Genomic DNA, 12,277 nt, shown 5'->3' on the forward strand with positions numbered 1-12,277 from the left:
GAGGTCTCTTTCTAATTCAAAGGAAATCGTCGCGGCGCGGCGTAAAGGTATCGATCAGCGTGCCCGCTTGCAGGCAGACGCAGCCGTGTGTGACATTGGACGGAATGATCAGGCTGTCGCCCGGCCCGAGATCATGATCGACCCCGTCCCGGTGAAAACGAAAACGGCCGCTTTCGACATAGGTGGATTGGACATGCACATGGTGATGCAGCTTGCCCTCGGCCCCGCCCTCAAAGCGAAAGGCGACGACCATCAGATCAGCGTTCTCGGCCAAAATCTGGCGGGTCACACCCGGATCAGCGGCCACAATTGGATAGGTCATAAACTCTCCTTAGCGAAACAGGGATGGCAGCCACAAAGACAGCGCAGGGATATAGGTAACCATCAGCAGCACCACGAAGGCCGCGCCGTAAAACGGCCAGATCGTGCGCACCGCATCCCAAACCGGAATGCGCCCGACAGCACAGCCCACGAACAGCACCGACCCCACCGGAGGGGTGCAAAGGCCGATGCCGAGGTTCAGGATCAAGATCACCCCAAAGTGGACGGGATCCACCCCGAAGGCCAAGGCCACAGGCAGGAAGATCGGCGTGGTAATCACGATCAGCGGTGACATGTCCATAAAGGTGCCAAGGATCAGCAACACCAGATTAAGCAGCAGCAAGATCACAATCGGATTGTCCGATACCCCCTGCAACAGCACAACCATCGACGCTGGCACCTTGGTATAGGCCAAAAGCCAGCCAAAAGACGCAGCGCAGCCGATCACCATCAATACCATTGCCGTGGTGCGCACGGCGGCAAATGTCGCTTGGATAAAGTCGTTCCAGCTGAGGGTGCGATAGACAAAGAACGTCACCAGCAGCGCATAGACGACCGCGATGTTTGACGATTCAGATGCGGTAAAGACGCCGGAGCGTACCCCGCCAAAGATGATCGCGACCAAGATCAGACCGGGGGCCGCAGATACGAACAGCGTCCCGATTATCCGGTAACCCTGAAAGGGTTGCACTGGATAGCCTTTGCGCTTGGCCACCCACCACGCGGTGATCATCAACACCAAAGCCAGCAAAAAGCCCGGAATGATGCCTGCGGTAAACAGATCAGCAATGGAAATGCGCCCGCCCGCCGCGATCGAATAGATGATCATGTTATGCGAGGGCGGCAACAACAGCGCGATGATGGAACTGACCACGGTAATATTGACGGCATAGTCAGGCTCGTACCCGCGTTCGACCATCTGTGGCACCATCAGGCCGCCCACCGCCGACGCATCCGCCGCAGCCGACCCTGACACGCCACCGAACATGACCGACGACAGAACATTCACCTGCCCCAGACCGCCGCGCAGATGGCCGACAAAGGCCCCAGCCAGCGCGACCAAGCGGCGGGCGATATCGCCCCGCACCATCAAATCACCCGCAAAGATAAAGAACGGGATCGCCATCAAGGCGAAGACCGACACGCCAGAATTCAGACGTTGAAAGACCACGACCGGGGGCAAGCCCAGATAGGCGATGGTCGCGAAACTGGACACACCAAGGCAAAAGGCCACGGGCGTCCCGATAAGAAGCAAAAACACAAATGTGCCGAACAGGACGTAAAGCTCCATCGGTTAATCCTCCACCGGGTCATCGCCAAAGCGCGCCGTCCCCAGGCCCGCAGCGCGGCGTGCGACCCGTTCGACTGAAAAAATGACGATCAAAAATCCACCCACCACGATAGGGATAAAATCAAAGGCACCTGAAATTCCAAGACCGGGCAGCTTGTTGCCTGCCGTCTTTTCGGCCAGTTGCCAGCCGAACCAGATCATGCCCACGCCAAAGCCTGCCACGGTCAGATCAGAGATCGAGTGGAGCACCAGCTTGGCCTTTTGCGGGATCATATAAAGGACGACATCAAAGGACAGATGATACCCTTCGCGGATGCCAACGGCGGCCCCCAGAAAGATGAACCACCCCATAATCATGACCGACGCGGGTTCGGTCCACACGATGCTGTCATTTAAAACATAGCGCCAGAAAACCTGCGCTGCGATCAACGCCGTCATCAGGATCAACCCAAGTCCGGCAACCCATAGCGACACATGCGCCATACGGGATGTGGCACGGGCGACGGACCTCATCGTATCTTTCACTTAGTGTTCCAATCTTTGAAAAAACGGCCCGCCGGAAAATGCGCGGCGGGCCATCCCGTTATTTAGTTGGTCGCTTGGATATCCATGACCATCTTCTTGAGAGTATCAGACGTGACATACTTCTCGTAAACAGGGACCATCGCCTCGATGAACGGGGTCTTGTCGATGTCTGTTACGATCTCTACGCCCGCTTCACGCACACGCGCTTCGGATTCTTTTTCGCGTGCCTGCCACAGATCGCGCATAATCGGCACGGAGTCTTTGGCAGCCTGACGGACCAACGCCTGATCTTCGGCGCTTAGCTTGTCAAAGCTGGATTTCGACATCACCAGAACTTCGGGCACGATCAAGTGTTGGTCGAGCGTATAGTATTTCGCGACCTCGAAGTGACCCGAACTGTCGTAGGATGGCCAGTTGTTTTCGGCACCATCGATAACGCCGGTTTGGATCGACGAATATACCTCGCCGTAGGGCATTGGCGTTGCGTTCGCACCAAGGGCGGAAACCATATCAACAAACATGTCCGACTGCATCACGCGGAACTTCATACCGGCAAGGTCAGCCATGGAATTGATCGGCTTTTCGGAGTTGTAGAAGCTGCGCGAGCCGCCGTCGTAAAAGGCCAGCCCCACCAGATCGTGGTCAGAGAAAGCGTCCAGAATTTGCTGACCGACCGGGCCGTCCATGACCTTGTGCATGTGTTCGACCGAGCGGAAGATATAAGGCAGCGACGGGATTTGGGTTTCTTCAATGATGTTGTTGAATGGCCCAAGCGAAACGCGGTTCATGTCGATCACGCCGAACTGTGTTTGCTCGATCGTATCTTTTTCTTCACCCAGCTGCGCAGAATGGAACACTTCGATGCACAAGCGATCGCCGGAACGTTCCTTGAGCATGTCGCCCATTGCATTCACCGCTGCCACCGTCGGATAGCCGTCGGGGTGCGTGTCAGATGACCGGAGCGTGACCTCGCACGCGGATGCAGCCGTGGAGAGCGCCACGGATGTCAGCAGCGCCGCACCTAAAGATTTCATGTAAGTCATTGGTTTTTCCTCCCAGAAAATGGCCCGTTCAGAGCCGGTAAGCCTGTTTTGCAAGCCGATATGCGAGGTCTTGAGCGACCTCGACTGCTTCGTCCTTGTCCAGCCGGCCCGTTGCGACCAGCGTGGCAAGAAACGAGCAATCCACCCGACGCGCCACATCGTGACGGGCGGGAATGGAACAGAATGCGCGGGTGTCGTCGTTAAAACCGACTGTGTTGTAAAAACCCGCTGTTTCGGTGGCCATTTCCCGAAACCGCATCATCCCTTCATAGCTGTCATGAAACCACCACGGCGGCCCCAGCTTGAGCGCGGGATAAACCCCCGCAAGCGGTGCCAATTCGCGGGCATAGCTGGTTTCATCGAGCGTAAATATAATGACCGTCAGGCCAGGGTTTTCGCCCACGGCGTTCAGCAAGGGGCGCAGCGCGGTCACGTAATCAGTGCGGGTCGGGATGTCATAGCCCTTGTCGCGGCCAAACCTGTCAAAGATCGACGTCGAATGGTTGCGCGCGGCACCGGGGTGAATTTGCAGAACCAGCCCGTCATCCAGGCTCATCCGCGCCATTTCGGTCAGCATGTGACCGCGAAAACGGTCCGCCTCTTCTGCGCTGCACTTGCCGTGCAACGCTTTGGCAAACAGCGCCGCCGCCTCGGCTTGTGGCAAGTCTTCGGTGCGGGCGGTCGGGTGGCCATGATCACTGGCCGTCGCCCCGCCGACCGCTTTGAAATACGCGCGTCTGTTGCGATGTGCGGCCAGATAGCCCGCCCATGTCGATGTATCTTCACCCGACAGCTCGCCCATAATCGCGACGTTATCGGCAAAGCCGTCAAATTCCGGGTCAATCACCGCGTCAGGGCGATAGGTGGTCGTCACCCTGCCCGACCACCCGCTGTCGCGGATCATCTTGTGCCAACGCAGATCGTCAATTGCGCTTTCAGTGGTCGAAATCGCCTCGATATTGAAACGTTCGAACAAAGCGCGGGGGCGAAAGGCGTCTTGGCTCAGGCAATTGGCGATCTGGTCATAGATTTCGTCAGCCGTGTCTGCTGAAAGCCGTTTGGTCACGCCAAAGACCGTCTGAAACGCGTGGTCCACCCAGATGCGCGACGGCGTGGCGCGAAACAAATGGTAGTTCTGTGCAAACAGCCGCCAGATTTTTCTGGGGTCAGCCTCGACCGGGCCACCGTCGGCACGCGGGACGCCCATCGCATCCAGCGGGATGCCCTGAGAATGCAGCATCCGGAACACATAGTGATCGGGCGTTACAAACAGGTTTGCCGGGTCTGGAAACGGCTCGTTTTCAGCAAACCAGCGCGGGTCCGTGTGACCATGCGGGCTGATGATCGGAAGATCCTTAACGTCGCCATACAGCTCACGCGCCAAGGCACGCACCGTAGGCTCCGTCGGAAAAAGCCGATCCTCATTCAATAGCTGCATGCCACCCTCCCAGATGGGGCTGGATGCACGTCTATGCCACCCGACCCAACTAATAACCTAGTTAGTCAGATTTTATGTGTCAACTAGTATCCTAGTTGTCATGTTCAGAAAAAACTGTCATACAATGAAAGAACAATAACCAAGTGCAGGAAGACGGATCGATGGTGACTTCAAAGCAGCAAAACGAAACCATGTTGCCCCTGCCCACGATTACGCAAATCCCGCAACCTACTGTTGCTGATCAGGTTTTTGACGCGTTACGGCGGCGCATCCTAAGTTTGGAATTACCGCCAAGCACCAAGATTTCCGAGGCCGAAGTCGCCCGCCAAATGGGCGTATCGCGCCAACCGGTCCGCGAGGCATTCAAGCGGTTGGCCAAGCTGGGCTTTCTGATGATCCGCCCGCAAAGCGGCACGACGGTAAGCCTTATTTCCGAAGACGCGGTACTGCGGGCACGGTTTATTCGCACAGCGCTTGAGGTGAAAACCTGCCGCACCGCATGCCGGACCCTAACCGATTCGGGGCGCGATAGCCTTGCCGCCCTGATCGACGTCCAGAAAGAGGCGGTCAGCAAAGCGGATCGCACCGGGTTCCATGACGCTGACGAGGCATTCCACCGCGAGATTTGCATTATCGCAGGGGTCGAATACGTCTGGGATTTGCTGCAAGAAACAAAGGCCCATATGGACCGTATTCGCATGCTGTCGCTGGATAGCTCCTTGCAAAAAATCGCCTTGCAGGAACATATCGACCTCTTCGATGCGATCATCTCCAATAACCCGGACGAGGCTGAACGCGTTCTTGATCTGCACCTGTCGCGTATCCTGATCCTGATTGCGGACCTGAAAGCCAAAGATCACAGCTATTTCACGGAAGCGAACGTATGACGCGGATTGTTTCAATCGGCGAGTGCATGATCGAAATGGCACCCAAGGACGCCGATAGCAGCTATCAACTGGGTTTTGGCGGGGATACATTTAACACCGCGTGGTATCTGCGTAAGCTTTTGCCGGACACCGATCAGATTGATTATTTCACCGCCGTCGGGCGCGACCCTGCATCGGATCGAATGGTCACCTTCATGGAAGATGTCGGGATCGGAACCGCCCATATCGCGCGCCGCGACGGGTTGATCGTCGGGCTTTATATGATCCAACTTAGTGAGGGTGAGCGCAGTTTTAATTATTGGCGCGGTCAAAGTGCGGCGCGCACCCTCGCCCAAGATGCACAGCCCATTCGCCAAGTCTTAAGCGGCGCGGATGTTGCCTATTTCTCGGGGATCACCTTGGCGATATTGCCCCCAGAGGATCGCGAACGGCTGCTGGAGGTTTTGAGCAATTTTCGCCGCGATGGTGGTGTGGTGGTGTTTGACCCCAATTTGCGGATGCGGCTTTGGCCGTCGGTCTCAGATATGACCGCCAATGTGATGACCGCCGCCGCCGCCAGCGACATCGTGTTACCGTCGTTTGAGGACGAGGCCGAGTGGTTTGGCGATGCCAATCCAGAAGCCACTGCGCAACGATATGCAAATGCTGGGGCCAGCACCGTGATCGTCAAGAATGGTCCGGGTGAAATCATCGCCCTGCAAGACGGGACAATGACAACCCACGCGCCTGTCACGGTCGACCAGATTGTCGACACCACAGCCGCCGGGGATTCGTTCAATGCCGGGTTTCTGGCCAATTGGACGCAAGGACGCGCCACAGACCAATCGATCAATGCCGCATCCGCGCTGGCCGCCCATGTTATTCAGTATCGCGGGGCGTTGGTTCCCCTGCCCTAGTCTTTGATGTCAGGCCGGGGGCCTCAGCCCGTGAACAAATCCTTGAACTGATCCCGCAGCGCCTTTTTCTGCACCTTCCCCATCGTATTGCGGGGCAGTTCGGGCAAGACAATCATGCGTTGCGGATGCTTGAACCGCGCCAGTGACGTGGCGATATTTGCCTTGATTGCTTCAAGATCAGGTTGCCCTGTCGGCGCAGGTACCAAGATGGCCACGACCGTTTCGCCAAAATCGGGATGCGGCACGCCGATCACGGCTGATTCCAGCACGTTTTCCTGATCGTCCAGCAGTTGTTCGATCTCTTTGGGATAGATGTTGTAGCCGCCCGAAATGATCAGATCTTTATTCCGCCCGACGATATGAACATAGCCGTCCTTATCGATCTGGCCCAAGTCACCAGTGATGAAAAACCCGTCTTCGCGCAGTTCCTCGGCGGTCTTTTCGGGCATCTGCCAATAGCCTTTGAACACGTTGGGGCCGCGCACTTCGATCTCTCCGATCTCGCCTTGGGGCAAGGTTTCACCGGTTTTGCTGTCGGTGATCTTGAGTTCAACCCCCGGCAGCGGAAAGCCGACAGTGCCCGCGCGCCGTTCACCCGAATAGGGGTTCGAGGTGTTCATATTCGTTTCGGTCATGCCATAGCGTTCCAGAATGCGCAGCCCGGTCAGCTTTTCGAACTGCACATGGGTTTCGGCCAACAGCGGCGCGCTGCCCGACACGAAAAGCCGCATATGGGCGACCAGTTCCTTGGTAAATCGCTTGTCGCCCAGAAGGCGCGTATAAAACGTCGGTACGCCCATCAGGGCCGTGGATTTGGGCAGGTTTTCAATGATCTGATCAACGTTGAACGCGGGCAGGAAAATCATCTGACCGCCCGCAAGCAAGGTGATGTTGGACGCCACAAACAGCCCGTGTGTGTGAAAGATCGGCAAGGCGTGCAGCAGCACGTCGTCTTGGGTAAATTGCCATTCGCTGACCAATGTTTCAGCATTCGACAGCAGGTTGCCCTGGGTCAGCATCGCGCCCTTGGACCGGCCAGTGGTGCCAGACGTGTACAAGAACGCGGCCAGATCATCCAAGGTCCGATCCACGGTCGCAAAGCTGTCTGGCATATCGGCTGCGACATCTGCAAATGTGCCTGATCCGTCGGCGTTCAGCGTTGCCAATTCGGCACCGCATGCTTGCGCGACCGGCACCATGCCCGCGTGTTTGGCCTGATCACACAGCACCAACCGCGCACCGCTGTTTTCGACGAAATACGATACTTCATCCGCCGTATAAGCCGTGTTGAGCGGCAGAAAGATAACGCCCGCCTGCGCGCAAGCGGCATAGACGGCCAGCGCTTGCGGGGACTTGGCGATTTGCACCGCCAGCCGGTCACCGGGCACCAATCCGAATTTGGTCAGCGCCCCAGCATATTGCGCGGCCATGCGCAGAAAATCCGCATAGGTGATCGTTTGCCCATCTGCCAAATGTAAAAACACCCGCGATGTACCTGCGTGTTTTCCAAAAAGACGATCAAAAAGCGGATTAGCCATTCTTTAAGTTCCTATATTTCAAGTCTGCTGGCTGCGCTTAGCGCGCGGACCAATGGGGATGCAACTGCGAGCGCCAATAGAGGCACGATTGTCCTGAGGGAGGGACCGCTCATATCGCGGCCCCCATCACGGCGTCAGGCAGCCACGTGGCGAGCCCCGGAAAGACGCATAGCAAAAAGATCGCCAGCACCATACAGGCAACGAACGGCAGCGACCCCATCAAAATCGTCTTAAGCGAAATGTCCGGCGCGATGCCGTTGATCACGTACAAGTTCAACCCCACCGGCGGCGAGATCAGCCCGATTTCCATGTTGATCGTCAACACCACCGCAAACCAGATCGGGTCAAAACCTGCCGTGGTGATGATCGGCAACAAGATCGGTGCCGCCATCAAGATCACGGCCACGGGCGGCAGAAAGAAACCGGCGATCAACAGAAATACGTTCACAAAGCCCATCAGCACCCACGGGTTCACATCCAAAGTACCGATCCAATTGGCGATGGATTGCGTGATATAAAGGCTGGACAGCATATAGGAAAACACACCGGCAGCGGCGATGATGAACAGGATCATCACGCTTTCCTTGGTACTGTCGCGCAGCACCACCCACAGGTCGCGCGGGTTCCACAGCTTGTAGATCACCATCGCAATCACCAGACACAAAAGCGCGCCTACGGCGGCGGTCTCGGACGGGGTCGCGACGCCGCCATACATCGCATAAAGCACGCCGATGATGATGAACAAAAACGGCAGGACACGCGGCAGAATTTCGAATTTTTCCTTCCAGCTATAGCTGCCCGTTGCCAGCAATTCGCGGTTGCCGGATTTCCATGTGGAGTAAAGCGACCACGCCATAAACAACGCGACCAGCAGCAAGCCCGGGATCACACCGGCCAAGAACAAGCGCCCGATCGATGTTTCTGTGGCAATGCCATAGACGATCATGGTGACTGATGGCGGGATCAGGATGCCCAAGGTGCCTCCAGCCGCGATTGACCCAGCCGCCACGCCATCGGGGTAGCCACGTTTGCGCATCTCGGGGATGCCCATCTTGCCAATTGCCGCGCAGGTTGCGGGGCTGGACCCGGACATGGCGGCGAACAACGCGCAGGCACCGAGGTTGGAGATCACCAACCCACCGGGCACACGCGTCAGCCAGCGTTCCAGCGCCTCGTAAAGGTCGGCCCCTGCCCGCGTTGATGCAATCGACGAGCCCATGATGATGAACATCGGGATCGACAAAAGCGCAAAGTTATCCAGCTTGCCGAACAGGATTTCGGGCAGCAGCTCAAGCGAGCGCATCCCGTCAAAGACCATCAAGAACCCGGTCGATACAATCAGCAACCCAAGGGCCACCGACACACCGGAGAACAGGACAATAATCGTGCTAAAGGCGACAAACGCGCCAAGTGTAAGCGGATCCACTAGCGGTCCTCCAAGCCGAACGGCTTATCAATTTTCAAGACGACCGCGATGAGGTCCGCAATCAGCTGTAACAAAAACAGCGCAAAGCCGATGGGCAGCGCGGCATAGGGTATCCACAAACGCACGCCCCAAATCGTGTCGGATTTCCAGTTGCGTTCAAAGGCGAGGTGCCAGAATTCATAGCCGTACCACAGCATGATCGCGACCATCACGATGGACAGCGAGAGCGTGAAAAGCGCCATGATATAGCGCGCCCGTGGCCCCAGCGAGATCGGGATCAGATCAACATTCACATGGCCGCGCAGACGCTGCACATAGGGCAAGCCCACGAGCGTTGAGCCGATGGCCAGATAAATCACCGCTTCGGTCTGCCACACGGTCGATCCGTTCAATACAAAGCGGATGAAAATCATCTGGCAGGTGATGGCCACCGCCGCGACAATCATCGCCGCCGAACACCACCCTGCAACCGTAGAAAGTGCCGCCACGATACGCAGGAACGGATTGTCTCCCGTTTGCGCCGCAACGGCCGAGCTTTGGCCCGCCATAACATTATCCTTAGACTTTTTTGAAAATCATCTGCGCAAGGAGGGCCGCGTCAGCAGCCCCCCTTGATCGGATCAATCGACAGCAAGCGCCATATCGAGCAGCGCCTGACCGTCAGGCACATCTGCAACGAACGCTTTGTAGGATGTTTCCTGCGCCAATGCGCGCCATGCCTCAAAGTCTGCTGGCGTCATCTGCGCGATTTCCACGCCCGCGTCACGGAACACCTGCTCGGATGCCGCGTCCTGCTTTTTGGCTTCTTCCAGATAGAACGCCTGCGCTTTAGCGGATGCGTCCAGCAGTGCATTTTGCTGATCTGCCGTCAGCCCGTCGAACTTGGATTTGTTCATCAAAAGCGGTTGATACATGAACCACAACGCCACATCGCCCGCTGGTGTATAGCAGGCCACTTGTTCATAAATCCGGTAGGATACGAAAGACGACGACGATGTGTTCGCAGCCGTCAGAACGCCGGTTTGCATTGCGTTATAAATCTCGGACGATGCCATGGACGCAATCGACGCCCCTGCCCCGGCCAGCATTTGTTCAAACGCCTTACCAGCCGCACGGGTTTGCAGGCCTTTCACATCCTCGGGCTTGGTGATGCATTTGTCTTTGCCGACAAAACCACCGGCCAGATAGCCATGGACCAAGACCATCACATCATCTTCGGCCATTTTCTCTTCTAGCGCGGCCATAAACGGCGACGCGCTAAGCCGGGCGGCGTGATCGTGGTTTTTCACCATGCCGGGCATCAATGTCAGGTTAAACGCGGGCTGTTGGCCACCGGCATAGCTTAGCGGCAGAACTGTCATGTCCAGCTGGCCACGGCTTAGGGGGCGATATTGCTCGCGCGGTTTAAAAAGCGACTTGGACCCGAAAATCTGGATATCCAAATCTACATCCGCAGCCGCAACACCATCAGCGACGATCTGCGCCACCTGATGGCGCACGTCCGTATTTGACCATTGATGCGACAGACGCAGCGTTTCGGCGTGAGCAGCAGAGCCAAGCGTAAAGCAGGCAAGCGTCGCCGCTGCCTTGAGTGCAGTCATTTTCATATATTCCTCCCAGAATGTGACCAAGGTCGAGCGCCCCGGTTCTACGCCACAAATCTTTCCACGCTTTGCATCCCAAGTCAAAAGGTCTTGTATACAAAAATTCAATCGCGGCATTATTCTCCTCCCGTATTTAGATCGCCGCCTTCGTAATGCGGCATGGCCGGAAAGATGAAGATCACAGCCTAATGGTTTGTTTTTAATGAATACCTATATGATATTGAATGGACTCGGAAATGATATCGGCCCGCGCAGATGCACGTTGAGATCCTACCGTGTAAGACAAGAATAGCAGACATGTATGACGATCCGGAAACGCTGAAACAGGCTCGGATCTCCGGAGATTCAGAGCTTGTCCGGCGGTGTATCGCCCCGGAAAAACGCATCCAGATTATCCAACGCTTTGAACCCCATCGCATTGCGCGTCGTGACTGTACCGCTTCCGACATGAGGCATCATCATGATGTTTTCATGCTGTGCAAATGCCGGATTTCCGCCCGGCTCGGTCACAAGGCAATCAAGCCCCGCCGCACCGACATGGCCGCTGTTGATAGCATCCAGCAACGCGTCTTCATCCACCAGCGCACCCCGCGCTGTGTTCACGATCACGCAGCCCTTGGGCATTTGTGCCAGCCGTTCGGCGTTCAGCAAGCCGGTCGTATCGGGCGTCGCGGGGCAATGCAGGGACAGGAAGTCAGAGACCACCAGCAAATCATCAAGGTCTTCATGGTAAATCGCGCCAGCCTCGTCTTCGGGCGAAAGGCGGCGGCGGTTGTGATAGTGGATCTCCATCTCAAAGCCGCGCGCCTTGCGGGCAAAGGCGCGGCCAACGCCGCCCATGCCAATAATCCCCAACCGCGCACCGGTGACCTGCTTGCCCACCAAAAACGCAGGCGACCAAGAATTCCACGCGCCCGAGCGTACCGTGCGATCCCCCTCGACCGCGCGACGGGCAGCGCCCAGCATCAGCATCATCGCCAGCTCTGCCGTGGCATCCGACAAAACGCCGGGCGTGTTGGTGACAGTGATCCCCTTGGCCCGCAGTGCCGCCAAATCGCAATGGTCGACGCCCACCGAATGGTTCGCGACGATCTTAAGACGTGGATCAAGCCGGGCCACAACATCCGCGCTGAAATGTTCGGAGTGGCACGGGATCATGCCATCGACCTTGGCGCTCATCGCGATGATATCTTGCGCGCTGCCCGGTGTATCAGCCGGATCCCAGATCACCTCGTAATCGCGACGGGCGCGTTCCAAAGTGGCATCTGACAGGGTGCGCGTGATCCAGATAACCGGCTTGGACATTTG

12 protein-coding genes are annotated in these 12,277 nt (G+C 57.0%); 2 read left to right on the top strand and 10 right to left on the bottom strand.

Annotated elements, in window-relative coordinates; all coding sequences use genetic code 11:
• Positions 1–16 precede the first annotated feature (16 nt).
• The 5 genes from WNY39_RS03330 to uxaC form a co-directional block, all read right to left on the bottom strand.
• Entirely contained in the window at positions 17–322 is a 306-nt protein-coding gene (locus WNY39_RS03330) for a cupin domain-containing protein (protein WP_342844029.1), read from the bottom strand.
• A 9-nt stretch (positions 323–331) separates the two neighbouring features.
• A complete protein-coding gene (locus tag WNY39_RS03335) occupies positions 332–1,612 on the bottom strand; it encodes a TRAP transporter large permease (protein ID WP_342844031.1) in 1,281 nt (426 codons plus the stop codon).
• Between the two features lie 3 nt (positions 1,613–1,615).
• The gene (locus WNY39_RS03340) at positions 1,616–2,137 is read right to left on the bottom strand and encodes a TRAP transporter small permease (protein WP_342844033.1); all 522 of its coding nucleotides are present in this window, start codon (positions 2,135–2,137) and stop codon (positions 1,616–1,618) included.
• Between the two features lie 62 nt (positions 2,138–2,199).
• On the bottom strand, positions 2,200–3,180 hold the full coding sequence (locus WNY39_RS03345) for a TRAP transporter substrate-binding protein (protein WP_342844035.1): 981 nt from the start codon (positions 3,178–3,180) through the stop codon (positions 2,200–2,202).
• Between the two features lie 28 nt (positions 3,181–3,208).
• A complete protein-coding gene (gene uxaC / locus WNY39_RS03350) occupies positions 3,209–4,618 on the bottom strand; it encodes a glucuronate isomerase (RefSeq protein WP_342844037.1) in 1,410 nt (469 codons plus the stop codon).
• A gap of 161 nt (positions 4,619–4,779) precedes the next feature.
• Here uxaC and WNY39_RS03355 point away from each other — a divergent pair, with 161 nt between their 5' ends.
• Positions 4,780–5,505, top strand: coding sequence for a GntR family transcriptional regulator (locus WNY39_RS03355; RefSeq protein WP_342844039.1), 726 nt, complete (start codon positions 4,780–4,782; stop codon positions 5,503–5,505).
• Entirely contained in the window at positions 5,502–6,401 is a 900-nt protein-coding gene (locus WNY39_RS03360) for a sugar kinase (protein ID WP_342844041.1), read from the top strand. Before WNY39_RS03355 ends, WNY39_RS03360 begins: the two co-directional genes overlap by 4 nt.
• 23 nt (positions 6,402–6,424) lie before the next feature.
• Here WNY39_RS03360 and WNY39_RS03365 read toward each other — a convergent pair whose 3' ends face one another.
• The 5 genes from WNY39_RS03365 to WNY39_RS03385 all read right to left on the bottom strand — a co-directional run bounded on the left by WNY39_RS03365 (position 6,425) and on the right by WNY39_RS03385 (position 12,274).
• Positions 6,425–7,939, bottom strand: a complete 1,515-nt coding sequence (locus tag WNY39_RS03365; RefSeq protein WP_342844043.1) for a malonyl-CoA synthase — start codon at positions 7,937–7,939, stop codon at positions 6,425–6,427.
• Between the two features lie 109 nt (positions 7,940–8,048).
• The gene (locus WNY39_RS03370; protein WP_342844045.1) at positions 8,049–9,365 is read right to left on the bottom strand and encodes a TRAP transporter large permease; all 1,317 of its coding nucleotides are present in this window, start codon (positions 9,363–9,365) and stop codon (positions 8,049–8,051) included.
• The gene (locus WNY39_RS03375; RefSeq protein ID WP_342844047.1) at positions 9,365–9,913 is read right to left on the bottom strand and encodes a TRAP transporter small permease; all 549 of its coding nucleotides are present in this window, start codon (positions 9,911–9,913) and stop codon (positions 9,365–9,367) included. The genes WNY39_RS03370 and WNY39_RS03375 overlap by 1 nt, the downstream gene beginning before the upstream one ends.
• A 72-nt stretch (positions 9,914–9,985) precedes the next feature.
• Positions 9,986–10,972, bottom strand: a complete 987-nt coding sequence (gene dctP, locus WNY39_RS03380) for a TRAP transporter substrate-binding protein DctP (RefSeq protein WP_342844049.1) — start codon at positions 10,970–10,972, stop codon at positions 9,986–9,988.
• A gap of 342 nt (positions 10,973–11,314) precedes the next feature.
• Positions 11,315–12,274 carry a D-glycerate dehydrogenase gene (locus WNY39_RS03385; protein ID WP_342844051.1) on the bottom strand — a complete coding sequence of 320 codons (960 nt, stop codon included), beginning with the start codon at positions 12,272–12,274 and terminating at the stop codon, positions 11,315–11,317.
• Positions 12,275–12,277 lie beyond the last annotated feature (3 nt).

The sequence above is a fragment of the Sulfitobacter sp. AS59 genome (assembly GCF_038899995.1).
Taxonomy (GTDB): domain Bacteria; phylum Pseudomonadota; class Alphaproteobacteria; order Rhodobacterales; family Rhodobacteraceae; genus Sulfitobacter.

Coding starts and splice junctions, on each gene's coding strand:
- WNY39_RS03330 (WP_342844029.1), bottom strand. CDS start 322: ATGACCTATCCAATTGTGGCCGCTGATCCGGGTGTGACCCGCCAGATT.
- WNY39_RS03335 (WP_342844031.1), bottom strand. CDS start 1,612: ATGGAGCTTTACGTCCTGTTCGGCACATTTGTGTTTTTGCTTCTTATC.
- WNY39_RS03345 (WP_342844035.1), bottom strand. CDS start 3,180: ATGACTTACATGAAATCTTTAGGTGCGGCGCTGCTGACATCCGTGGCG.
- uxaC (WP_342844037.1), bottom strand. CDS start 4,618: ATGCAGCTATTGAATGAGGATCGGCTTTTTCCGACGGAGCCTACGGTG.
- WNY39_RS03355 (WP_342844039.1), top strand. CDS start 4,780: ATGGTGACTTCAAAGCAGCAAAACGAAACCATGTTGCCCCTGCCCACG.
- WNY39_RS03360 (WP_342844041.1), top strand. CDS start 5,502: ATGACGCGGATTGTTTCAATCGGCGAGTGCATGATCGAAATGGCACCC.
- WNY39_RS03365 (WP_342844043.1), bottom strand. CDS start 7,939: ATGGCTAATCCGCTTTTTGATCGTCTTTTTGGAAAACACGCAGGTACA.
- WNY39_RS03375 (WP_342844047.1), bottom strand. CDS start 9,913: ATGGCGGGCCAAAGCTCGGCCGTTGCGGCGCAAACGGGAGACAATCCG.
- dctP (WP_342844049.1), bottom strand. CDS start 10,972: ATGAAAATGACTGCACTCAAGGCAGCGGCGACGCTTGCCTGCTTTACG.
- WNY39_RS03385 (WP_342844051.1), bottom strand. CDS start 12,274: ATGTCCAAGCCGGTTATCTGGATCACGCGCACCCTGTCAGATGCCACT.